At 64.5% G+C, this 22007-nt stretch carries 19 protein-coding genes; 5 read left to right on the top strand and 14 right to left on the bottom strand.

Annotated elements, in window-relative coordinates:
• Positions 1 to 78: 78 nt before the first annotated feature.
• From ACYCFC_RS13110 to ACYCFC_RS13085, 6 genes are all read right to left on the bottom strand, one after another.
• Entirely contained in the window at positions 79 to 963 is an 885-nt protein-coding gene (locus tag ACYCFC_RS13110; protein WP_459651853.1) for a polyprenyl synthetase family protein, read from the bottom strand.
• Complete coding sequence (locus ACYCFC_RS13105; protein ID WP_459651852.1) at positions 960 to 1202, bottom strand: exodeoxyribonuclease VII small subunit; 243 nt, start codon at positions 1200 to 1202, stop codon at positions 960 to 962. The genes ACYCFC_RS13110 and ACYCFC_RS13105 overlap by 4 nt, the downstream gene beginning before the upstream one ends.
• Positions 1203 to 1484: 282 nt before the next feature.
• The gene (locus tag ACYCFC_RS13100) at positions 1485 to 2255 is read right to left on the bottom strand and encodes a sulfite exporter TauE/SafE family protein (RefSeq protein ID WP_459651851.1); all 771 of its coding nucleotides are present in this window, start codon (positions 2253 to 2255) and stop codon (positions 1485 to 1487) included.
• A gap of 135 nt (positions 2256 to 2390) precedes the next feature.
• Complete coding sequence (locus ACYCFC_RS13095) at positions 2391 to 4766, bottom strand: putative bifunctional diguanylate cyclase/phosphodiesterase (protein ID WP_459651850.1); 2376 nt, start codon at positions 4764 to 4766, stop codon at positions 2391 to 2393.
• Positions 4760 to 5695, bottom strand: coding sequence for an ABC transporter substrate-binding protein (locus tag ACYCFC_RS13090; protein ID WP_459651849.1), 936 nt, complete (start codon positions 5693 to 5695; stop codon positions 4760 to 4762). Before ACYCFC_RS13090 ends, ACYCFC_RS13095 begins: the two co-directional genes overlap by 7 nt.
• 159 nt (positions 5696 to 5854) lie before the next feature.
• On the bottom strand, positions 5855 to 6850 hold the full coding sequence (locus tag ACYCFC_RS13085; protein ID WP_459651848.1) for an SDR family oxidoreductase: 996 nt from the start codon (positions 6848 to 6850) through the stop codon (positions 5855 to 5857).
• A 389-nt stretch (positions 6851 to 7239) separates the two neighbouring features.
• Between ACYCFC_RS13085 and nirK the strand changes: the two genes are divergently transcribed.
• A complete protein-coding gene (gene nirK, locus ACYCFC_RS13080) occupies positions 7240 to 8319 on the top strand; it encodes a copper-containing nitrite reductase (RefSeq protein WP_459651847.1) in 1080 nt (359 codons plus the stop codon).
• A 4-nt stretch (positions 8320 to 8323) separates the two neighbouring features.
• Positions 8324 to 9064, top strand: coding sequence for an SUMF1/EgtB/PvdO family nonheme iron enzyme (locus tag ACYCFC_RS13075; protein WP_459651846.1), 741 nt, complete (start codon positions 8324 to 8326; stop codon positions 9062 to 9064).
• A 72-nt stretch (positions 9065 to 9136) separates the two neighbouring features.
• Here the strand turns inward: ACYCFC_RS13075 and ACYCFC_RS13070 are convergent, their stop codons facing one another.
• The 7 genes from ACYCFC_RS13070 to ACYCFC_RS13040 form a co-directional block, all read right to left on the bottom strand.
• Positions 9137 to 11410: an ATP-dependent DNA helicase gene (locus ACYCFC_RS13070; protein WP_459651845.1), complete on the bottom strand. Its 2274-nt coding sequence runs from the start codon at positions 11408 to 11410 to the stop codon at positions 9137 to 9139.
• Entirely contained in the window at positions 11407 to 13047 is a 1641-nt protein-coding gene (locus ACYCFC_RS13065) for a VRR-NUC domain-containing protein (protein ID WP_459651844.1), read from the bottom strand. Before ACYCFC_RS13065 ends, ACYCFC_RS13070 begins: the two co-directional genes overlap by 4 nt.
• Before the next feature lie 164 nt (positions 13048 to 13211).
• Positions 13212 to 14651 carry a deoxyribodipyrimidine photo-lyase gene (gene phrB / locus ACYCFC_RS13060; RefSeq protein ID WP_181083031.1) on the bottom strand — a complete coding sequence of 480 codons (1440 nt, stop codon included), beginning with the start codon at positions 14649 to 14651 and terminating at the stop codon, positions 13212 to 13214.
• A gap of 45 nt (positions 14652 to 14696) precedes the next feature.
• Positions 14697 to 15671 (bottom strand): YbgA family protein, encoded by a 975-nt coding sequence (locus ACYCFC_RS13055; protein WP_459651843.1) that lies wholly within the window; start codon positions 15669 to 15671, stop codon positions 14697 to 14699.
• Between the two features lie 93 nt (positions 15672 to 15764).
• Positions 15765 to 16682, bottom strand: a complete 918-nt coding sequence (locus tag ACYCFC_RS13050) for a TIGR01777 family oxidoreductase (protein ID WP_459651842.1) — start codon at positions 16680 to 16682, stop codon at positions 15765 to 15767.
• A 164-nt stretch (positions 16683 to 16846) separates the two neighbouring features.
• Positions 16847 to 17374: an inorganic diphosphatase gene (gene ppa / locus ACYCFC_RS13045; RefSeq protein ID WP_181083034.1), complete on the bottom strand. Its 528-nt coding sequence runs from the start codon at positions 17372 to 17374 to the stop codon at positions 16847 to 16849.
• A 139-nt stretch (positions 17375 to 17513) separates the two neighbouring features.
• Positions 17514 to 18326 carry a M90 family metallopeptidase gene (locus tag ACYCFC_RS13040; protein WP_459653994.1) on the bottom strand — a complete coding sequence of 271 codons (813 nt, stop codon included), beginning with the start codon at positions 18324 to 18326 and terminating at the stop codon, positions 17514 to 17516.
• A 194-nt stretch (positions 18327 to 18520) separates the two neighbouring features.
• Between ACYCFC_RS13040 and mpl the strand changes: the two genes are divergently transcribed.
• From mpl to ACYCFC_RS13025, 3 genes are all read left to right on the top strand, one after another.
• Positions 18521 to 19870, top strand: a complete 1350-nt coding sequence (gene mpl, locus ACYCFC_RS13035) for a UDP-N-acetylmuramate:L-alanyl-gamma-D-glutamyl-meso-diaminopimelate ligase (RefSeq protein WP_181083035.1) — start codon at positions 18521 to 18523, stop codon at positions 19868 to 19870.
• A gap of 116 nt (positions 19871 to 19986) precedes the next feature.
• The gene (gene ubiX / locus ACYCFC_RS13030) at positions 19987 to 20616 is read left to right on the top strand and encodes a flavin prenyltransferase UbiX (RefSeq protein ID WP_181083036.1); all 630 of its coding nucleotides are present in this window, start codon (positions 19987 to 19989) and stop codon (positions 20614 to 20616) included.
• A 1-nt stretch (position 20617) separates the two neighbouring features.
• Positions 20618 to 20908 (top strand): YceK/YidQ family lipoprotein, encoded by a 291-nt coding sequence (locus tag ACYCFC_RS13025; protein ID WP_459651841.1) that lies wholly within the window; start codon positions 20618 to 20620, stop codon positions 20906 to 20908.
• Positions 20909 to 20918: 10 nt separating this feature from the next.
• Here the strand turns inward: ACYCFC_RS13025 and queG are convergent, their stop codons facing one another.
• Positions 20919 to 21995: a tRNA epoxyqueuosine(34) reductase QueG gene (gene queG, locus ACYCFC_RS13020; RefSeq protein WP_459651840.1), complete on the bottom strand. Its 1077-nt coding sequence runs from the start codon at positions 21993 to 21995 to the stop codon at positions 20919 to 20921.
• Between the last annotated feature and the right edge of the window lie 12 nt (positions 21996 to 22007).

Here is a 22007-nt window from a genome sequence, read left to right as displayed (position 1 = left end):
CGACGATAAGAATGACCGTGGCGCTAACAGGGCCACGGTGGGGTGGCCCGGGTCGGAATGCTGCCGCGGAAAGCGCTATCAGCTGCGGCGTTCGACGATAAAGCGCGCCAGCTCGCGCAGCGGCCCGGCGCTCGCACCGAAAGGTTGCAGCGCGTGCAGGGCCAGATCGCGCAGCTCCAGCGCGTAGGCCTTTGCCGCGTCCATGCCCAGCAGGGACGGGTAGGTGGGCTTGTCGCGGGCGATATCGGCGCCCTGGTGCTTGCCCAGGGTGGCGGTGTCGCTTTCCACATCGAGGATGTCATCCTGTACCTGAAAGGCCAGGCCGACCGCTTCGGCGTATTGCTGCAGCGCGGCCAGGCTGACGGCATCGGCACGGCCACTGGCGAGTGCGCCCAGGCGCACGGAGGCTTCGATCAGGGCGCCGGTCTTGTGCCGGTGCATCAGCTCCAGCGCCTCGCGGTCGAGTTTGCAAGCCACCGAGCCGAGATCGATGGCCTGGCCACCGACCATTCCGCCGGGGCCGGCGGCGCGGGCCAGACTGCTGAACATTTCCAGGCGCAGCGCGGGATCGGCCGGGTTGTGCGTCGCTGCGGCCAGCGCTTCGAAGGCGAGGCTCTGCAAGCCGTCGCCGGCGAGGATCGCGCAAGCTTCGTCGAAGGCCTTATGGGTGGTGGGCTGGCCACGACGCAGGTCGTCGTCGTCCATGGCCGGCAGGTCGTCATGCACCAGTGAATAGGCGTGGATCAGCTCGACCGCGCAGGCGGCGCCATCGGCCTGGGCCGCATCGCCTTCGAGTGCCTCGCAGGCGGCGTAGACCAGCAGCGGGCGCACGCGCTTGCCGCCGTTCATCACGCTGTAGCGCATGGCCTGGTAGAGACGTTCAAGTTGTGGGCGGGGCGCGACGAAGAGGGCGTTCAGGCAGTTGTCGACGCGCGCCTGGCAGCGCTGCTGGTAGGCGATCATGCTTGCGGGTCCACCTCGAAGGGCGTTTCCTGCAGCGTGCCGTCGCGTTCGAGCAGAATCTGCACCTTCTGTTCGGCCTGGCTGAGGGCGGCCTGGCAGTCGCGGGTCAGGCCGATGCCCTGCTCGAAGCAGGTCAGTGAGTCTTCCAGCGACAGCTCGCCGCTTTCCAGTCGTTCGACCAGCTGCTGCAGCTCGGCGAGGGATTGTTCGAAATCGAGGGCGACTTTCTTGCGGGCCATGGCGGAACCTGTTCTGTGCGACTGCTCTGAAACGGTCGCGACACTAGCAGAGCCGGGCGGAAAAAGCACTGCGGGTGGACAGGAACGCCAGTCGCTTTTTGCTTCAGGCTTCACCTACGCTCGACTGGTGAAGCGTGGCCCGATCTCTCGGCTCAGATAAACGACGGAAGCGCCTTCGGCGATTCCATCCTACGATTGCACGGCATCCGATATTCGTAGCCTGGATTAGCCGAAGGCGTAATCCGGGTTTCCGCAGGCGTAATCCGGTATTCGGAAGGCGGGTTATCGCCAATACGTCGTCCAGAAGTAATAGACGGTCATGCTTGCGCCTACCAGGATCACGAATGCCCGTAACCAGCGGGCCGGCAGTTTCTGGCTCAGCGCGCCACCGGCATAACCGCCCAGTGTGGTGCCGATCAGCAGGATCGCCAGTTCAGACCAGCTCACCCGCCCGGCGATGATGAAGGTGGCGGTGGCGACGCTGTAGATCACTGCGGAAATCAGGTTCTTCAGCGCGTTGGCGCGCACCAGCGGGTGGCCTTCGATGGAGAAGGCCGCCAATTGCAGGATGCCCATGCCCGCGCCGAAGTAGCCGCCGTAGATGGATACCAGTCCGTGCGCGGCCAGAGATAGCGGCGCGTGCGGTGGTACTTCGCCGGCCTCCTTGCGCCGGGACGTCAGCCAGCGGCTCAGCAGGGGGCTGGCGGCGAACAGTGCGGTGGCCAGCAACAGAAGCCAGGGGATCAGCAGGCTGAACACATCATCGCCGCTGACCAGCAGCAGGATGCCGCCGAGCAGGCCGCCGCCCAGGCCGGCCAGCAACAAGGGCAGCAGATAGCGCCCCAGTGGGCGCAGGCTGGTACGCGCCGCCCAGGCACCGGCGAGGCTCGCCGGCCAGAGCGCGACGGCATTGGTGGCGTTGGCCGTCACCGGTGGCAGGCCGATGGCGAGCAGTGCGGGAAAGGAAAAGAAGGTGCCGCCACCGGCCAGTGCGTTCATTCCGCCTGCGGCGAAACCGGCAGCGATGAGCAGCAGCATATCGAACAGGGACATCGGATGCGCTCGGTGACAAAAAGACGCAGGTTAGCCTTGCCGTTGCGCTGCGCCAAGGGCGTTGCCGTTGCGTGCGGGTTTCGCTGCGCTCTCAACAGGCCCGTTTTTCCGGTTGGAGGCATGAACCGTAGGGCTCTATGCCCTGGCCGACGGCAGGACGTCATGGCGGTTGAGACAGCACTGTTCCGCCGGTTGCGGGCGTGAATAGAAGTAGCCTTGCAGGCTGGGGCAGCCATTGAGTAGCAGGAAGGCTGCCTGACGCTCGTTTTCCACGCCCTCGGCCACCACGTGCAGGCCCAGGTGGCTGGCCATGATCAGAATGCCGCGCACCAGGGCTACCGAGTGCGCGCTGTCCGGCAGGTCGGCGACGAATTCGCGGTCGATCTTGATGCCATCGAAGGCGAATTTCTGCAGATAGGTCAGGGACGCGTAGCCGGTGCCGAAGTCATCCAGCAGCAACGGCATGCCCAGCGCGCGCAAGCGTGTCAGGGTCGTCTGGACATGCTCGTCGGCAGCCAGCAGGGCGCTTTCGGTGATTTCCAGTTCGAGCAGCTCGGGGCTGACGTCTTCCTCATGAAGAATGTCGCGCAGGCAACCGGCCAGATCGGCCTGGCGGAAGTCCAGTGGTGACAGATTGACCGCGATGCGTATCCTGTGCTTTCCCTGTTGCCACAGGCGAGCCTGGCGGCAGGCCTGGCGAAAAACCCAGCGCGTGACGTCGATGATCATCCCGCTTTCTTCCAGCACTGGAATGAAGTCGCTGGGCGGGACCAGACCGCGACTTGGCGACTGCCAGCGCAGCAGCGCTTCCATCGCCCTTGGCCGTCCCTGGCTGTCCACTTGCGGCTGGAAGTGCAGGACGAACTGTTCGCACTCCAGTGCCTGGCGAAGCTCCAGCTCCAGTTGATGGCGTCGCTCCGCCACTGCACCCAGCGTGTCGGAATAAGCCACGATGCAGTTGCGCCCGGCATCCTTGGCCGCATACAGGGCCAGATCCACCTGCTTGAGCAGATCATTGGCGGTGCCGCTCCCGGAGCTGCTGGCGATGCCGATGCTGGGGCTGATGCGGCATTCGTACTGACCGATCCGTATCGCCGGTGCAAGATCGTCGATGATGCGCTGACCGAGGGCCAGGGCGTCCGAGGGTTCGACCGCTTCGAGCAGCAGCATGAACTCGTCGCCACCGGATCGCGCCAGCACACTGGGGGCAGGCGTCAGGCGCGTCAGCCGGGTCGCTATCTTGACCAGCAGAAAATCGCCGACCTCATGGCCGAGGGCATCGTTGATGCGCTTGAAGTAGTCGATATCGATGAACAGCAGGCTCAGGTGGGTGCCTTGGCTCAGCAGATGCTCCAGGCGTTGCACCAGATAATGCCGGTTCGCCAGATGCGTCAATGGGTCGTAATGGGCCAGGAAGCGCAAGTTCTGCTCAGTCTCCAGTCGCTCGCTGATATCGCGCAGCAACAGCAGGTAGTGCTGCGTCTTGCGGTGGCGGAATGGGGTGCAGCTGACTTCCAGTGGCACCTGCTGGCCGTTGCGCAACCCGGTCAGTTCGAGCGCCGTGCTCTTGTTTAGCATGCGCTGCGCCGCGTCCTGGTCGAGCAGCAGGTCCTCGACGGCTGTTGCGATCAGTTCCAGTGGAGTGCGGGCGAACAGCCGGGCGGCGGCCAGGTTGGCCTGTTCGATGCGCAGTTCGTGGTCCACGACGAGCATGCCGACCGGGGCGGTATTGATCAGGTCGCGCATCATGCGCCCGCTTTCCGAGAGCGCCGCCTGGCGGTCGTAGAGCTGGTGCATCATCTGGCTCAGGGTGCGCGCCAGGGTGGCGATTTCGTCCCGACCCCCGACCGCCGGCGCCTGCGGCAGATGATGAGCGGCGAAGTGGCGCGCCGCCTGCTCGACGCGGGCCAGGCGGCGGGTAATCAACCGGCCATAGAAGAAATTCAACGCCAGACCCAGGAAGAACAGCAGAGCAAGGATCTGCGCCAGATAGCCCCAGGCATCTCGCTTGATCTGCTGCAGCTGGGTGGTGAAATCCAGTTCGACGAGCAAGGCGTCATGCTGACGGGCCGGTATCTGTCCGGTACGGTCCAGCGGGTAGATCGCCAACTGGCGCTGACCGGCGAGCGGCAGCCAGATGGGATGGCCCCTGCGCACGTGTGCCTTCAGGGCGGCTGGACTGATGGCATCCAACTGGTCGGCCTGCAGGTCGAGGCGAGTTGCGGCAACAATGCGCAGCTCCCTGTCGATCACCATCGCCCAGACGATGCCATCGAGGCTGGCGAGATCGGCCAGCTCGATTTCGAGTTCGGTGGTGCGCCCCTGGCGTACATGGTCGCTCAGGCTGCTTTGCAGCAGGGCGAAATGCTGCTTGGTGCGGTTCTGCCAGTCCTGCACGGCCTCTTCGATGCTGCCGGGAACCTGGAAGGTGGTCAGCAACAACGTGAACAGTGCCGCGAACAGGCCGAGCAGCAGCGGCAGGGACAGGCGCAGGGGCATTCGCGTCAGCATTCGACACCCCGGCAGTCACTCAGCAGCGCCAGTGGCCGTGCGGGATGCGCCAGCAAGCCATGCTCGAGCATGTAGTCGTTGAGTTGGCGCATCTGGCGCAGCAACTGTCCGTTGTGAAGCTGGATGCTGTTGATTCGTTCGTCGCCCGGCACGATACCGTCGAGCGTGCGCTGCAGGCTCGCTGTGCTCAGGCCGAGCCGCTGTTGCAAGTGCGTCGAGAACGTGGTGCGGTCGTCCTGCCAGATACGTAGCGCGTCGTACCAGAGGCGCTTCAGCCGCCCGCGCTGGGCGGGGTTCAGATGACGGCGGTTGACCACCATGACGTGGGTGATTTCGTTCGGCAGCGCACTGCTGTCGAAAATGCGTCGTGCGCCCAGGGCTTCCAGTTCGGGACCCATCGCGGCGCTGCTGATGAGTGCGTCGACTCGCTTGCTGCGCAAGGCGTGTGCGTGCTCCCGCAGGGGCAGGATGACCAGCTCCAGCTGTTCACGTCCGAACCCGGTCTGATCGAGGACACGCGACAGCAGGAAAGCGGCCTGCGCCGAATCCTCGATGCCCAGGCGCTGGCCTTGCAGATCGGCCAGGTGTTTCATCGGTGGCACCACATAGAGCACGTCGGCGCCATTGGAGATACCGGCGATCAGCAGGATTTCCAGGTCGAGCCGCTCGTCACTGCTCTGCAGCAGCAGTGTTTCGCTGAGGCTGAGCATGGCCGCATCCAGCGTGCCGTTGCGCAAGCCGCGCACGACGCCAATCGGGCTGGGGTATTCAACCAGGCGCAGCGTACCGGGTTGCGACAGCTTGAGTTCACCAGCGATGAAAAGAGGGGCATGACCGGGCCAGCGATCACTGCCGATGCGGATGGTTTCGGCCTCCGGTTGGCAGGCCAGCAGGCTCAGAAAGAGCAATAGCAACAAGATTCGCGGCATCCCAGCCATTCCACTGATGGTCTAGTGCCACCATAGCCTGAGCGGAAGTTGCCGCATATCCCTTCATTGGTAGGGGTTAATGAGCGGAAACCAGTCTAGATCGGGACATTGGCGTGCTGTGCGCGCTTAGGTCGCAGCCTTTTCAGGCGCTCGGCCACGCTAGCTGGCGGCAAAGGCTAACGCTGTCACGATGATCAGGCCCAGCAGCCCCAGACCCACCGCCAGCTTGCCGACTGTTTCCGAGGCCAGGCTGGGGGCTTTGTCGAGGGTGTCATCACCGAAGCGGCCTTCGAGACGATGCAGCCCGGTGACGGGCTGGAACAGATTGTCCGGTTGCCCGACATGGGCCGGCTCCTCGGACATCTGGCCGTCCCAGGCTTGCCTGGCCATCATCCGGTCGAGCAGGCCGGGCATGAGCAGGGTGCCGATAATGGCCTGCAGCGAGGCGCGCCCAACCCAGAGTTCGCGAGGCGCTTCGCGTGCCGCCCGGAGGATGGCCTGCGCCGCCACCTCGGGCGTGTGGATGGGCGGTACGGGCTGCGGGCGCCTGGTCATCTTGTTGCGTGACCAGTCGAACTGCGGCGTATTGTGGGCCGGCAACTGGACCATCGTCAGCCGCACCTGGCTCTTGTCGTGGATCAGTTCGCAGCGCAGCGAATCGGTGAAGCCGCGGATCGCAAATTTCGCCGCGCAATAGGCCGATTGCAGGGGGATCGCCCGGTAGGCCAGGGCGGAGCCGACCTGCACGATGGTGCCCCGGTTGCGTGGCTGCATGTGGCGCAACGCCGCCAGCGTACCGTGAACGACGCCCAGGTAGGTTACGTCCGTGACTCGTTTGAACTCCACCGCGCTGGTCATATGGACGGGGCCGAAGACCGTCGCCATTGCCGAATTCACCCAGAGATCGACTGGCCCCAGCTCCGCCTCGATCCGTTCGGCGGCGCGGTCCACCGCTTCGGCATCGGCCACATCCAGCGCAATCGCCAGTGTCCTGGCGCCACCGCTTTCCAGCTCGGCCCGCGTATCCTCCAGCCCTTGCGCCCCACGCGCGATCAGCGCCACACGGTAGCCGGCGCGCGCCAACGCCCACGCCGTCGCCCGCCCGACACCCGCGCTGGCGCCACATACCACAGCGACCCGTCCGCAATCTGTCATGTCTGTCCCCTTCGTCGATTCAGAGGCCGGATGCCGCTGACCTCGCCTGTTGCAGTTGACCGGCGAGGGATGGACTGAGTTGCGAGGTGGGAATAGGCGCAGCAGACAAACATTTCCCGAGACTGGATGAGCCGTTGCGCATCGCCTGCTTTGTGCCGGCTCGGCGAGCCTTGCCGGAGTGGCGCAGGCATCGTTGTTGCAGCTGCCGCCACTCGATGTGTGGAAACGGTTAATTGCCCATTCGGCGAATTGCCAGAGAGGTATTCCTTAGGGGTGTGGCAAATCGACGCCTTCTACCTAATGAGTCTTAATTCTTGTCGACACGCAAGGTTTGCCTGCCGGGTTTGTCGCGTAATGCGCGAAATTTTGAACCAGCAGGAGTACGCGCTGTGAATACAATCAAGCATCTGGCCTTATCCATTGCATTGGCTTTCAGCGGCCAGGTTCTAGCGGACGCTGCTGACGGTCTGTCACGTGTCAAGGTTGGTCTGGTGGCACCGCCCCAGGTGCATGCACACGAACAGGTGGCGCCGAAGGAGCCGCGCGTGGTGCAGTTCCGCCTGGTGATCGAGGAAAAGAAAATGGTCATCGACGACCAGGGCACCACGCTCCAGGCGATGACGTTCAATGGCTCGATGCCCGGCCCGACCATGGTGGTGCACGAGGGTGACTTCGTAGAGCTGACCCTGGTCAATCCGGCCAGCAACAGCATGCCGCACAACATCGACCTGCACGCGGCCACCGGTGCGCTGGGCGGCGCCGCCCTGACGCTGGTATCTCCCGGACAGGAAGCCGTGCTGCGCTTCAAGGCCGACCGTGCCGGTACCTTCGTCTATCACTGCGCACCCGAAGGCATGGTCGCCTGGCACGTGCTGGCCGGCATGAGCGGCACGCTGATGGTGCTGCCGCGCGAGGGCTTGAAAGACCCGGCTGGCAATGCCGTTCGTTATGACCGCGCCTACACCATCGGCGAATTCGACCTGTATATCCCCAAGGACAAGGACGGCAAGTACAAGGATTACAGCACCCTGCTCGACAGCTATGCCGACACTCGCGAAACCATGCGCGGTCTGATCCCGAGCCACGTGGTGTTCAACGGTCGGGTCGGCGCACTGACCGGCAAGAACGCCCTCAAAGCCAACGTCGGCGAATCGGTCCTGCTGATCCACTCCCAGGCCAACCGCGATTCCCGTCCGCACCTGATCGGCGGCCACGGTGACTGGGTATGGGAAACCGGCAAGTTCGACAATCCGCCGCTGAAGAACCTGGAAACCTGGTTCGTGCGCGGTGGCTCGGCTGCCGTAGCGCTCTATACATTCCGCCAGCCCGGCGTCTATGCCTACCTCAACCACAACCTGATCGAGGCGGAAATGGGCGCAGCCGGCCATATCGTGGTGGAAGGCGGCGAGTGGAACGAGGAGCTGATGAAGCAGGTCAAGGCCCCCGGCCCGATCACTTCGCAGGAGTAGAGCCATGCAGCGCTTCGTGTACCGCGCAGTCCCGCTGCTGCTGGGCCTGCTGACGGCCTGCGGCGAACCGCAGGTGGTGTCGCAGGTGGAGCCGGAGCTGGTGGCGGTGCCGACCGGCCTGGCGCGTTATCACCTGCCGGGCGGCAGCGAGGTGCACGAAGAGCGTCTGGAGGGCTTCTCGATCATGCGTCGGCAGGTCAGCCAGACCGAATACGCCGCGTGCGTAGCTGATGGCGAATGCCCGGCGCTGGATGTGGCGCCGGACGAAACGGCGGCGCAACTGCCGGCGGTGGGGCTGAGCTGGCAGGATGCCAATGCCTATGCGGCCTGGCTGTCGCGTCGCAGCGGATATCACTATCGGCTGCCGCGGCACGGCGAGTGGATACTGGCGGCGGCCTCGGCCTACATCGAGGAGGCGCCGATAGTGGACGATCCGCGCAACCCGTCGCGCCGCTGGCTCGCCGAATATGCGCAGCGTGCCAACCGCGAGCGCCTGCCGGAAACGCTCAAGCCTTTCGGCGGCTATGGCAGCAACGAACACGGCCTGCTGGATGCCGGTGGAAACGTCTGGGAATGGACCGATACCTGCTTTTCGCGCAACGCTGGCGACTTCTGCGGCATTCGCATCGCCGCCGGGCGCCACCCTTCGGTATTGTCCGAATTCGAGCGCAACCCCACCAGCGGTGCCTGTTCGGTAGGTCTGCCGCCGACCCATCTGGGCCTGCGGCTGGTGCGCGAAGGCTGACCCGGTCACTGGCCGGGGGCTCGGGCCGCACCCTGTCGGCGACCCTTCGTTGAATCGAGCTGACCCGCAGCCTCATAACCGGTAAAGGTCCACCTTCCACCAGGCGGGTAGCAGGTCTTTGACCCTGTTCTGGCCGAAGCGATCATCGAGCAGGTACACCACGCCCTGATCGGCGGTGGTGCGTATGACGCGACCTGCCGCCTGCACCACTTTCTGCATGCCGGGAAAGAGATAGGCATAGTCATGGCCATTCTCTTCGCCAAACATCTGCTGCATGCGGGCTTTGACTTCTTCGTTGATCAGGTTGATCTGCGGCAGGCCGAGGGTGGCGATGAAGGCGCCGATCAGGCGTTTGCCAGGCAGGTCGATGCCCTCGCCAAACGCGCCACCGAGTACGGCAAAGCCGATGCCCTCGGAGTGAATCGTGAAACTGTCGAGAAAGGCCTGGCGCTCGCCTTCATTCATGCTGCGGGTCTGCACGCTGCTGGGGACCTCGGGGTACAGCGCCATGAACAGTTCGCGCACCTGCTGCAGGTAGGCATAGCTGCTGAAGAACGCCAGGTAGTTCCCCGGAGCACGCCGGTACTGTTCGGCCATCAACCGGCAGATCGGCGCGAGGCTGGTTTCGCGATGCTGGTAGCGGGTCGACAGGTTGCGCACCACGCGCACGGACAACTGCTCAGCCGAGAAGGGGGATTCGACATCGATCCACTGGGTTTCCTCAGGCAGCCCCAACAGATCCTGGTAATAGCTGGCTGGCCGCAGGGTCGCCGAGAACAGGGTGGTGGTATGGGCGTCGCTGAAGCGGCTGGCGAGAAAGGGCGCCGGCACGATGTTGCGCAGGCACAGCGTGGTGTGATCGCCGATGGCCTGGGTGTCTTGGCGGGTGACATCGAACAGTGAGTGCGGGCCGTAGGCCTCGCTCAGGCGACAGAACAGCATGGCATCCAGATAGAACTGCAGCAGCAGCCGGTCCTGTCCGGTGGGATGGTCGGTCAGGTGATCGGTGATGGCGCTGACCGCCCGCTGCAGCGCTGCGACGAGCAAGTCAGGGACGGCGGGGTGGATCTGATAATCCGCTTGCTGCACCTGATTGAGCTGCTCCCAGTGCCGGCTGACGCGCTGCAACACGTTGCGCAGGCCCGAGGGCACGCTACGGCACAGCTCATGAAACGCCACCTGGTCGAGTTCGGCGGTGTACATGCCGCGGGCCCGATCCACCAGATTGTGTGCCTCGTCCACCAGTACGGCGACACGCCATTCGTTGCTCTGGGCAAGGCCGTAAAGCAGGGCGCCCATATCGAAGTAATAGTTGTAATCGCAGACCACCACATCGGCCCAGCGACACAGCTCCTGGCTCAGGTAGTACGGACAGACCTGATGGGCGAGGGCAACGGCGCGTACCTGCTCGCGCGTCAGCCAGCCCTGCTGCAGCGCAGCCTGGCGAGCTTGCGGCAAGCGATTGTAGAACCCCTTGGCCAGCGGGCAGGACTCGCCATGGCAGCTCTTTTCGGGATGCTCGCAGGCCTTGTCGCGGGCTACATGCTCCAGCACGCGCAGCGGCATGCCCGCGTTTCCCTCACGCAGGCTGTGCAGCGCGTCCAGCGCCAGGCGGCGGCCCGGTGTCTTGGCCGTGAGAAAGAACAGCCGATCCAGTTGCTGGCCCGGCATGGCCTTGAGTTGCGGAAAGAGGGTGCCCAGCGTCTTGCCGATGCCGGTCGTGGCCTGGGCCATGAGGGTGCGGCCATCGCGAGCGCTGCGATACACCGCCTCGGCAAGCTGGCGTTGTCCCCGGCGAAAATCCGGGTAGGGAAAAACGAGCGTATCCAGGCAGGTATCGCGCCGTTCGCGGTGAGCTTCTTCCTGTTCCGCCCAGAGCAGAAAGCGTTGGCACTGCAACTCGAAAAAGCGTTGCAGATCGGCGGCGCTCAGCACCTCGACGAAGGCGTTCTCGGTATGGGTGAGTACGTTGAAGTAGACGACGGCCAGCTCCAGCTCCTGCAGACCCCACTGCTGGCAGAGCAGCCAGCCATAGACTTTCACTTGCGCCCAGTGCAGCGTGCGGTGGTTGGCCGGAATCCGGCTGATGTCGCCACGGTGGGTCTTGATTTCCTCCAGGCGATTGCGTTCGGGGTCATAACCGTCGGCGCGGCCACTGACGAACAGCCCAGGGTAGCTGCCGCTGAGTGGCAGTTCGGCGAGATAGTCAGCGCCACGGCGACTGACCACGGTCTGGTGACCGGCGATGCCCTCCTGAGCCGTGGGCGAGGGCGTGAAACGCAGGTCGAGATCGCCCTCCTTGGCGGTGAACTCGCAAAGGGCGCGCACCGCCACCGAGTAGGTCATGCGGCGTCCCAGCTGACGTAACAGACCTCGACCGGAATGCCCTGCTCGGCGGCAAAGGCCAGCCAGCGCTTCTGGTTGTCTTGCAGGCGGTCGCCCGGGCCTTTTACCTCGATCATCCGGTAGCGCTGCTCATGGGGGTAGAACTGGATCAGGTCGGGCATGCCGGCACGGTTGGCTTTCACATCCAGGAGCAGGCGGGCGAAGCAGGCCTGCAGGTGCTGCGCGGGAATGCAGTGCAGTGCCCGTTCCAGAAGCGGCTCATCGAGCAGAGACCAGAACACGAACGGCGATTGAATACCGACTTTCTCCCGGTAGCGCTCAAGGATCAGTTGCGGGTAGGCAGCGTCCTGCAGGCGAGCCAGACACCGCTTGAACAGATCCTGCCGGCGTACGTGAAAGTCCGGACTGAAGAGATCTGCCGGGCCTCGGTGGAAGGGATGGAAAAAAGCCCCCGGCAGTGGTGCGAAGATGGCTTCCCAGCAGAGCAGACCGAACAGGCTGCACAGCAGGCCGTTCTCCACGTAATGCACGGGCGCCTGCTCTGTACTGAAGTGATCGCGCACGGCCATTTCCACGCTGCCGTGCCCGGGCGTGGGCAAGGTCAGCTCGATGCGCAATGCTTCAGCCGCCTTGGGTCGCCTGGAGATGGGCAATCCCAGCGTGCGGCGCAATCGTCTCAGGGCACGCTCGAGACGTTGACGTTCTTCATCGCTTTTGGGCACGGCACTGAATGCCAGTGCCTGCTCATGGGCTTCGGCATCACGGCCCAGTTGCTCCAGGACACGAATCTGTCGCCAGCGAGCCTGGGCGTCTTCGCTGCGCTGATAGACCACCAGCGCTTGCTCCAGCAGGCCGCACTTCTCCAAATGATGGGCGATCTGAAACAGCTGCCTGGCGTGACGGCTGCGTAGATAAGGACTATCAGACGAAAAGGCCAGCAGCGGCGGCAGCACCGCTTCGACGGTCTCGCCCGCTTCGAAACGGACCCGTAGCGCACGCAGCTGCAGGTAGTCCTCCAGATCCTGCCGGCTGCGAAAGCCGCGAGACTGCGGGCTGATCTCCACCGATTCGTAGCGATAGACACCCAGATCCGCCAGCACGAATTCGGACCAGTCCTGAGCCAGATTCCCGAAGAACATCAGGCGCAGGCGGTCACAGAGCTCGCTCACCTGCAGGCTCAGCAGGCGATCATCAAGGCCGGGACACCAGCTGATAAAGGTCCGCGCCGGCAGGTCCTGCGCCTGCAGTTGCTCAATCAGCTCGCCTTTCCTCTGTGCGGCGCGGCGATCCTGCAGGGGCAGATGCTTGAGCACTTCATCCTTGCGCAGCAGTTCAGCTACTTCGGCGGCGCCTAACAGCGCCTGCTCACTGATCCAGCCGAGTTCAAGCAGGGGGCGAGCGGCAGCCAGGCAATCACCGAGCTCGGGATAGTCGAGCTTGCTCAGGCGAAAGTGACAACCGCGTCGCATGATCATGCGCACCAGCAGTCCCTGGGTCGGCCACACAAGGGAGTGAAAGGTTTCAATAAATGCCTGCTCCTCAACGGTCAGCAAATCGGCATAGCGCTCATTCACCCAGGCGAGCGCTGTGCGGAAATTGCTGAGGTAGTAAAGGTCGGTGGGAAGGGGAGTAGGCATGGCGGTAATCACTGTATTCTTGTACAGCATTGTCCGCGTTGGCGCACGGGTGATCAACCGCGTTGTGGGTCACGCATTCCAGGATTTCAGCGTAGCGCCGAACCCGTTGCTGTTATTGAGCCGTGCAGGTTGCTGGCGTCGTGTGCGGCAAGTCATCGAGGAGCTCAGGCCGGCTGTGGGCCATGGGAAGACAGGTCCCTGAATGCGTTCAACGCCCGTTGACGGCTGGCGGTGAGGTCTACCATCGGTTGCGGATAATTGGCCACGGTGAAGAGCCCGCCCGCGGCGCCTGGGTCGTGGATGCGGCGGTTGTCCAGATCGGCCAGTTCCGGCAACCAGTGGCGAATGAAGCGGCCCTGGGGGTCGAAGCGCTGTGACTGGCTGATGGGGTTGAACAGGCGGAACCAGGGCACCGCGTCGGTGCCGGTGGAGGCGCTCCATTGCCAGCCGCCGTTGTTCGCCGCCAGGTCGCCATCGATCAGGTGACGCATGAAGAAGCGTTCGCCCTCGCGCCAGTCGATCAGCAGGTTCTTGGTGAGGAACATCGCCACCACCATGCGCAACCGGTTGTGCATCCAGCCGGTGGCCAGCAGCTGGCGCATGGCCGCATCGATCAGCGGAAAACCCGTGCGGCCCTCCTGCCAGGCGGCCAGCTCCCGCGGGGCGTGGCGCCAGGGCAGGGCTTCGGTGTGCGCGCGGAAGGCGCGGTGCCGCGATACCTGCGGGTAGCCGACCAGGATGTGCGTGTAGAACTCGCGCCACAGCAGCTCATTGATCCAGGCGACGGCGCCGCTACTGCCGGTTTCGAACTCGCCCCGGTTGCTGCACAGCGCCGCGTGCAGGCATTGCCGGGGGGAGAGCACGCCGGCAGCGAGGTACGGCGAGAGCTGGCTGGTGCCGGGCTGGGCGGGCAGGTCGCGCTGGCGGTCGTAGTCATCCAGGTGCTGGTCGGCGAAGTCTTGCAGGCGCGCCAGTGCAGCCACCTCGCCTGCGGGCCACAAGGCCTGCAAAGCGGCGTCCGGGGTAGGAAAGTCGGTCAGCTGGGCGGCGATCGGGTCACTGAGGATGGCGAGCGGAGCTTGTGCCTGCGGCACACCCAGGCACATTGGCAACGCGGTATGCAGGCGCTGATAGCAGACTTTGCGGAACTGGCTGAAGACCTGGAAATAGCCACCCGAGCGGGTGAGGATGCTGCCGGGCCGGAACAGCAGGCGGTCCATGTGGCTGTGAAAGCCTACCCCCAGCGTCTGCAGTTGCTGCGCCATGGCCTCGTCGCGATGGGCTTCATTCAGCCCATATTCCTGATTCACGTGGACGCTGCCGATCTGCTGTTCATGGCAGAGCCGGGTCAGCACGGCAGGCGCATCGCGCCAGTGTTCGGCCTGGCGGATCAGCAGGGGCACGTTCAGCTGCCGCAGCTGTGTCTGTAGCGTCAGCAGGTTGCGCAGCCAGAAGTCCACCTTGCAGGGCGCATCGTCGTGGGCGCGCCACTGGCCGGGACTGAGCAGGAACACCGCCAGGGTAGGGCCGGCCTGCATGGCTGCGGTCAGCGCGGTGTTGTCCTGCACCCGCAGGTCGGTGCGAAACCAGATCAATTGGCGCATGCAAGGCTCCTCAGTGCCATACAGGCGGTGCGTTAGCGGGTGTGTTCATAGGGCGTTACGCAGGCCGAGGTTTTCCGGATGCGGTTGCAGGTAGGCCTGGCGCTCGATGTAGGCATCCGGATGACGACGGAAGTGGTGCTTGATCAGAGTCATCGGCACCACCAGCGGCACTATGCCCAGGCGGTACTGTTCGATCAGTTGCTGCAGTTCCTGTTTTTCCGCTGAGCTCAGTGCACGCTTCAGATAACCGGACATATGCTGCAGCACATTGCTGTGGCCGCCACGACTGGCCGGATGCTTGAGAGCCGCCATCAACTGGCTGAAATAGCGGGACGCAAAAAGCTGTAGAGGCGTGTCGGCACTTTGTGCCACCGCACGCCCGAGCTGTTGATACTGCACACGGCTGGTCGCCATCAGTTGGTACTTGTAGCGTTCGTGAAAAGTGATCAACGCTTTGCGTGTCAGTCCGGCACGCTGCAGGCGCTGCCATTCGGCATAGGCGAAGACACGGGTGATGAAGTTCTCGCGCAGTACCGGATCATTCAGGCGCCCGTCTTCCTCAACCGGCAGGTCCGGTCGGGCGCGCATCAGGGCGGCAGCGAACAGACCGCGCCCGCCACCTTCGGCGGGATGACCGTTGTCCTGATAGACCTTGACCCGCTCCATGCCGCAGGACGGTGATTTCTGCATCAGGATGTAGCCGCAGATATCGTGCAGTTGTTCGGCGGCGCGCTGGCCATAGGCGCTCAGGGCTTCGCTGACGTCCAGTTCGCGATTGACCGTGCCGAGCGCGCGCGGGCTGTCAGGGTCGCCGACAAGCCGAATCGGCTGGCGCGGGGTGCCCAGGCCAATGGCTTGTTCGGGGCACAGGGCGATGAACTCGAAGTGCCGCGATAGTATTTCCTGGCACAGCTGCGAGGCCTTGTGACCACCGTTGTAGCGCACGGGGTGGCCCAGCAGGCAGGCGCTGATGCCGATCTTGATGGTGTCAGTGGCGACCATGGAAACCTCGACGGGCATGGCTGTACGACCTGTGTCTGCTGTACCGGTCAACGACTCGCGCAAGTGTGTGCCTTATCTGCGGCGGCAGCAATGGCCGCCCTTGGGCTCGGCTCAGCGGGCATCCGCAGCCTGCCGTTCCAGCAGATCGGCCAGTGCCTGCGACAGTTTGCTGAAGCGGAACTCGAATCCTTCGGCCAGCAGCCGTTCGGGCAGCGCATGCTGGCCGCCCAACAGCAGCCCGGACAACTCGCCAAAAGCGGCGCGCAGCAGGGATGCCGGCAGCGGCAGCAGGGCTGGCCGGTGCAGTACCTGGGCCAGGCTGCGAGTGAATTCGGCGTTGCGCACGGGTTGCGGCGCGCAGGCGTTGTAAGGGCCGCTGGCGGCGGGGTGATGCATCAGGAAATCGATCAAGGCGACCTGGTCATGCAGGTGAATCCAGGGCATCCACTGCCGTCCCGAACCGATGCGCCCGCCCAGGCCAAGGCGGAACGGCGGCAGCAGCCGGCCAAGAAAGCCGCCCTCGCGCGCCAGCACCAGCCCGGTGCGCACCAGCACCACCCGCATGTCCAGTTCCTGCGCCCGTTGCGCGCTTTCTTCCCAGGCGATGCACAGCTGGCTGGCGAAATCGCTGCTGACCGGCGTGTCGCCTTCACGCAGAAAACGTTCGCCGCCATCGCCGTACCAGCCAACGGCGGAGCCGGAAATCAGCAGGGGTGGACGGCAAGTAAGTCCGGCCAGCCACTCGACCAGCCGCTCCGTAAGGTGGATGCGACTGTCCCATAGCAGAGCCTTGCGCCGGCATGTCCAGTGACGCTCAGCGATGGGCGCGCCAGCCAGGTTGATCACCGCGTCCAGCTCGATGTCGCCCAGCTCCTCCAGGCTGGCCACACCACGCACGGCGGCCCCACACAGCCGGGGCACCTGCTCGGGCCGCCGGCTCCAGACCAGCAACTCATGGCCTTGCTGCAGCCAGTACTGACAGAGTGCCTGGCCAATAAGCCCGGTCCCGCCGCTCAAAAGAATCCGCATGGCCCCCTCCCGATCCTCGTCCGCCCGGTAGTGCCGTCTCAGTTATCAGTGAAGCCTGTTTCGACGTAAGCGCTCGATAATGCGATCTGAGCCCGGCGACACATGCTTGGACATCAGGCATAAAAAAGCCGGCTTGTGGCCGGCTTTCCTTTGGCGGTATTGGCTTATTTTTGGTAAGCCGCAACAGCTTTGGTAATGGCGGCGCGGGCTTCGTCGGCGTTGCCCCAGCCTTCGACCTTGACCCACTTGCCTTTCTCCAGATCCTTGTAGTTCTCGAAGAAGTGCTTGATCTGCTCGATCAGCAGCGGCGGCAGGTCGGTGTATTCCTTAACGTCCACGTACAGCTGGGTCAGCTTGTCGTGGGGGACGGCGATCAGCTTGGCATCGCCGCCGGCCTCGTCGGTCATGTTCAGCACGCCGACCGGGCGGCAGCGGATGACCGAACCCGGCGCGACCGGGTAGGGCGTTACCACCAGCACGTCCAGCGGGTCGCCGTCGTCAGCCAGGGTGTGCGGGATGAAGCCGTAGTTGGCCGGGTAGAACATCGGGGTGGCCATGAAGCGGTCGACGAACAGGCAGTCGGTGTCGTGATCGATCTCGTACTTGATCGGCGCGTGGTTGGCCGGGATTTCGATGGCGACGTAGATGTCGTTGGGCAGGTCTTTGCCAGCCGGGACTTTGCTGTAGCTCATGGACATTGCTCCGTGGTCGGCCAACGCGGCCTGGGGCGAAAAAAGTGGGCGCGATTATAGGCGCACTGTCGGGCGTTTTGCCACGTCGCTCGGACGTAACGTGTGCGATCTGGCGCGGCGCGCATTCGACGAGCGACTTTCAGTGCGGTTCCCTGTAGTGCGGATGGCTTTGCTGCAGCGCGGCCAGTCGCGCCAGCGGGTCCTGGCGATAGAACGCGGCCAGTTGCGCATAGACCTCCGGGCAGGCCTCATGCAGCAGGTCCGGCGCGCTGAAGAAGTATTCGCTGGTGACGGCGAAGAACTCCGCCGGGTTTTCCGCTGCGTAAGGGTCGATCGGTGTCTGCGCTTCGGGATCGGCGTCCAGCGTTTCGTTCAGTGCGTCGTAGGCGCTCTGCATGGCGCTGGACCAGGCGTCGAGGCGCATGCTGCGGTGCAGCGGCGGCAGGCCGTTGGCATCGCCATTGAGCATGTCGAGCTTGTGCGCCAGTTCGTGAATGACCAGGTTGTAGCCGTCCCAGCCACCGCTTTGCTGCACGCCCGGCCAGGCGAGGATCACCGGCCCCTGCAGCCAGGCTTCGCCGCTGTGTTCGCCATCCCATTCATGCACGACGCCCGCCGAGTCGCGGTGCTTCTGCGGGCTGTGGAAATCGTCCGGGTAGATGACGACCTCATGGAAGCCCTGATACCAGTCCAGATCGGCCAGATGCAGCAATGGCAGCTGCGCCTGGGCCGCCAGCCGCAGCCGGTCGGCCAGTTCCAGTTCGACGCCCGGCAGCGCGGTCAGGCGCTTGGCATGCAGGAACAGGATGCTGCGTTCGCGCAGCCGGGAGAGTTCGTCGGGGTTCAGTCCGTCGAGCATCGGCAGGCTGTCGGTGACGGCCTGCCAGAGCGCCGGTTCCACCGCAAAGCGGGCAAGAATGCGTTTGCGCCGCCACGCGCGTAATGACCACATATTCAGGGCTGTTCCAGTTCGGGGCGCCCAGTATAAGCGCCGCTGGTCGGGAAACAGGAAGGGGTTCGGCCCGTTGCGGACAAAGCCTTCGCGTGCCAGGCCGCAGCCGGGCGCCTGTGCTAATCTGCCGCGCAGTTTTTGCGCCCGCGAAGCCGTCATTCCAGAGCCGGGCGTGGCCAATTCAGGGGTCATTCATGCATATCCATATTCTCGGCATCTGCGGCACCTTCATGGGTTCGCTGGCCGTTCTCGCCAAGGAGCTGGGACATCGTGTCACCGGCTCCGATGCCAATGTCTATCCGCCCATGAGTACCCAACTGCAAGCCCAGGGCATCGAACTGACCCAGGGCTATGAGCCGGGCCAGCTCGATCCGGCGCCGGATCTGGTGGTGATCGGCAACGCGCTGTCGCGTGGCAATCCGGCGGTGGAATACGTGCTGAACAAGGGCCTGCCCTATGTCAGCGGCCCGCAGTGGCTGGCCGACCACGTGCTGCAGGGCCGCTGGGTGCTGGCCGCCGCCGGCACCCACGGCAAGACCACCACCAGCAGCATGCTCGCCTGGGTGCTGGAGCATGCCGGCATGAGCCCCGGTTTCCTGATCGGCGGTGTGCCGCAGAACTTCGGCATCTCCGCGCGACTGGGCGGCACGCCGTTCTTCGTGGTCGAGGCGGACGAGTACGACAGCGCCTTCTTCGACAAGCGCAGCAAGTTCGTCCATTACCGCCCGCGCACGGCGATCCTGAACAATCTGGAATACGATCACGCGGACATCTTTCCCGATCTGGAAGCGATCGAGCGGCAATTCCACCATCTGCTGCGCACCATTCCCGGCGAGGGGCTGGTCATCCATCCGACCACCGAACAGGCCATTGAGCGCGTGCTGGGCATGGGCTGCTGGTCGTCGGTGCAGACCACTGGCCAAGGCGGTGACTGGCAGGCCAGGCTGCTCAGCGAGGATGGTTCGCGCTTCGAGGTGATTTTCCAGGGCGAGGTGCAGGGTGTCGTCGACTGGGAGCTGACCGGCCAGCACAACGTCGCCAATGCCCTGGCGACCCTGGCGGCGGCGCGCCATGTCGGCGTATTGCCGAAGCAGGGCGCCGAGGCGTTGAGCGAATTTCGCAGCGTCAAGCGGCGCATGGAGAAAGTTGCCGAGGTCGACGGCGTGACGATTTACGATGACTTCGCCCACCATCCGACCGCCATCGCCACCACACTGGACGGGCTGCGCAAGCGCGTGGGCGATGCGCCGATCATCGCCGTGATCGAGCCGCGCTCCAATTCGATGAAGCTCGGCGCGCATCGCGACGGCCTGCCCGAGTCGGTGCGCCAGGCCGATCAGGTGGTCTGGTATGCACCGCCGAACCTGGGCTGGGACCTGGCCGCGACGGCAGCCAACTGCCCGGTGCCGGCGGTGGTCTGCGATACGCTGGAAGCGATCATCGAACGGGTGAAGGCCCAGGCTGCGCCTGGCACCCAGGTGGTGATCATGAGCAACGGCGGCTTCGGCGGTTTGCACGGCAAGCTGGCAGAGGCGCTGCGCTGACCGCCCATGGTGGAAAACGCTTCGCGGTTTTCCACCCTACGATGACCGTGGGTGGGTAGGGTGGAAATCGCCGAAGGCATTTCCACACGTGGGATTGGAAAGAAACTGGAGGCTGTATGAGCGGACCCGAACGCATCACCCTGGCCATGACCGGCGCCTCGGGCGCGCAGTACGGCCTGCGCCTGCTCGACTGCCTGGTGCAGGAAGACCGCGAGGTGCACTTTCTGATTTCCAAGGCCGCGCAGCTGGTGATGGCCACCGAGACCGACGTGGTGCTGCCGGCCAAGCCGCAGGCGATGCAGGCCTTTCTCAGCGAATACACCGGCGCGGCGGCGGGACAGATCCGCGTGTTCGCCAAGGAGGACTGGATGGCGCCGCCGGCTTCCGGCTCCGGCGCACCGACGGCCATGGTGGTGGTGCCCTGTTCCACCGGCACCCTGTCGGCGATTGCCGGCGGTGCCTGCAACAACCTGATCGAGCGCGCCGCCGACGTGACGCTGAAGGAGCGCCGCCAGCTGATCCTGGTGCCGCGCGAGGCGCCTTATTCGAGTATCCATCTGGAGAACATGCTCAAGCTGTCGAACCTGGGCGCGGTGATCCTGCCGGCCTCGCCGGGTTTCTATCACCAGCCGCAGACCCTCGACGACCTGGTGGATTTCATCGTCGCGCGTATCCTCAACCTGCTGAACATTCCTCAGGACATGCTGCCGCGCTGGGGCGAACACCATCTCGTCAGCGACGATTGAGATGATCGGTCGAACCCTGCCTCTACTGCTCGCCCTGAGCCTGCTGCCCGGCTGTGCCACGGTCCGCACCCTCGATGTGGCCAAGCCCGGCGCGCCGATCATCTATTCCGGCACTCGTCTCGACTGGTACAGCCTCAACAACGGCTGCTGCCCGCAGGAGCGCTTTGGTACGGCAGCGCCGAAACATGCCGCCCTGGACCTGCCGGCCAGTCTGCTGCTCGATACGCTGTTGCTGCCCTTTGCCGTGGCTGCGGAACTCGGCGTTGGGTTGGGGGTGAGCGGCGGGTTATAAAGAGAAATCATCAGTCGGCAGCGTCACGGTTGCCATGCTGTTCCAAAGCCCATTGCACATGCTCACGCACCAGCTCCGAGGGATCGTCACGGCGCGCCTGCAAAGCCTCCAGTACCGGAATGCTCGATGGCGCATTGCCCAGCCCGACCGCCAGATTGCGTAGCCAGCGCTCATAGCCCGCACGGCGCAGCGGCGAGCCTTCGGTGCGGCTGAGAAATTCGTCCTCGGTCCAGCGGAACAGCTCCGCCAGCTCGGCATTGTCGAGGCTGTGACGAGGGTGGAAATCGGCCTGTTCGGTCGGTTTGGCGAAGCGGTTCCAGGGGCAGACGATCTGGCAGTCGTCGCAGCCGAATACGCGGTTGCCGATCGGTGCGCGCAACTCGACGGGGATCGCCCCCTTGAGCTCGATGGTCAGGTAGGAAATGCAGCGTCGCGCATCCAGTATCCGTTCGCCGACGAAGGCTTCGGTGGGGCAGACGTCCAGGCAGGCGTGGCAGCTGCCGCAATGATCGCGGGTGACGGGTTCGTCGACGGGCAGGGCGATATCGACGAACAGTTCGCCGAGGAAGAACCAACTGCCGGCCTTGCGGTTGAGCAGCAGGGTGTTCTTGCCGATCCAGCCGAGCCCGGCCTGCTGCCCGGCGGCTTTTTCCAGCACCGGCGCGCTGTCGACGAAGGCGCGGAAGCCGAAGGGGCCGACCATTTGCTGAATGCGCTCGGCCAGCTGCTGGATGCGCTTGCGGATCAGCTTGTGGTAATCGCGGCCCAGTGCGTAACGCGAGACGTAGGCCTTCTCCGGCTCAGCCAGGCGCTGGCTCATGCGCGTGTCGCCGGGCAGATAGTCCATGCGCAGGGAGATCACCCGCAGCGTGCCGGGTACCAGCTCGTCTGGCCGCGAACGCTTGCTGCCGTGGGCGGCCATGTAGTCCATTTCCCCCTGATAGCCTTCGTCCAGCCAGCTCTGCAGGTGCGCTTCATGCTCGGCCAGATCGACGCCGGTGATGCCGACCTGCTGAAAACCCAGCTCGCGGCCCCACTCCTTGATGGACTGGGCGAGAGCGACGGGATCGAGAGAGAGGCTGGACATCGAGGAAGGCGG

It is taken from the genome of Stutzerimonas sp. NM35, from assembly GCF_054604355.1.
Note: the sequence above shows the minus strand (reverse complement) of the source record. Positions and strands in the feature narration are given on the sequence as shown.

What these genes read in the sequence shown, in the direction of transcription:
- ACYCFC_RS13110 (WP_459651853.1), bottom strand. Translation starts at nt 963, where the DNA reads ATGATCGCCTACCAGCAGCGCTGCCAGGCGCGCGTCGACAACTGCCTG.
- ACYCFC_RS13105 (WP_459651852.1), bottom strand. Translation starts at nt 1,202, where the DNA reads ATGGCCCGCAAGAAAGTCGCCCTCGATTTCGAACAATCCCTCGCCGAG.
- ACYCFC_RS13100 (WP_459651851.1), bottom strand. Translation starts at nt 2,255, where the DNA reads ATGTCCCTGTTCGATATGCTGCTGCTCATCGCTGCCGGTTTCGCCGCA.
- ACYCFC_RS13095 (WP_459651850.1), bottom strand. Translation starts at nt 4,766, where the DNA reads ATGCTGACGCGAATGCCCCTGCGCCTGTCCCTGCCGCTGCTGCTCGGC.
- ACYCFC_RS13090 (WP_459651849.1), bottom strand. Translation starts at nt 5,695, where the DNA reads ATGCCGCGAATCTTGTTGCTATTGCTCTTTCTGAGCCTGCTGGCCTGC.
- ACYCFC_RS13085 (WP_459651848.1), bottom strand. Translation starts at nt 6,850, where the DNA reads ATGACAGATTGCGGACGGGTCGCTGTGGTATGTGGCGCCAGCGCGGGT.
- ACYCFC_RS13075 (WP_459651846.1), top strand. Translation starts at nt 8,324, where the DNA reads ATGCAGCGCTTCGTGTACCGCGCAGTCCCGCTGCTGCTGGGCCTGCTG.
- ACYCFC_RS13070 (WP_459651845.1), bottom strand. Translation starts at nt 11,410, where the DNA reads ATGACCTACTCGGTGGCGGTGCGCGCCCTTTGCGAGTTCACCGCCAAG.
- ACYCFC_RS13065 (WP_459651844.1), bottom strand. Translation starts at nt 13,047, where the DNA reads ATGCCTACTCCCCTTCCCACCGACCTTTACTACCTCAGCAATTTCCGC.
- phrB (WP_181083031.1), bottom strand. Translation starts at nt 14,651, where the DNA reads ATGCGCCAATTGATCTGGTTTCGCACCGACCTGCGGGTGCAGGACAAC.
- ACYCFC_RS13055 (WP_459651843.1), bottom strand. Translation starts at nt 15,671, where the DNA reads ATGCCCGTCGAGGTTTCCATGGTCGCCACTGACACCATCAAGATCGGC.
- ACYCFC_RS13050 (WP_459651842.1), bottom strand. Translation starts at nt 16,682, where the DNA reads ATGCGGATTCTTTTGAGCGGCGGGACCGGGCTTATTGGCCAGGCACTC.
- ppa (WP_181083034.1), bottom strand. Translation starts at nt 17,374, where the DNA reads ATGAGCTACAGCAAAGTCCCGGCTGGCAAAGACCTGCCCAACGACATC.
- ACYCFC_RS13040 (WP_459653994.1), bottom strand. Translation starts at nt 18,326, where the DNA reads ATGTGGTCATTACGCGCGTGGCGGCGCAAACGCATTCTTGCCCGCTTT.
- mpl (WP_181083035.1), top strand. Translation starts at nt 18,521, where the DNA reads ATGCATATCCATATTCTCGGCATCTGCGGCACCTTCATGGGTTCGCTG.
- ubiX (WP_181083036.1), top strand. Translation starts at nt 19,987, where the DNA reads ATGAGCGGACCCGAACGCATCACCCTGGCCATGACCGGCGCCTCGGGC.
- ACYCFC_RS13025 (WP_459651841.1), top strand. Translation starts at nt 20,618, where the DNA reads ATGATCGGTCGAACCCTGCCTCTACTGCTCGCCCTGAGCCTGCTGCCC.
- queG (WP_459651840.1), bottom strand. Translation starts at nt 21,995, where the DNA reads ATGTCCAGCCTCTCTCTCGATCCCGTCGCTCTCGCCCAGTCCATCAAG.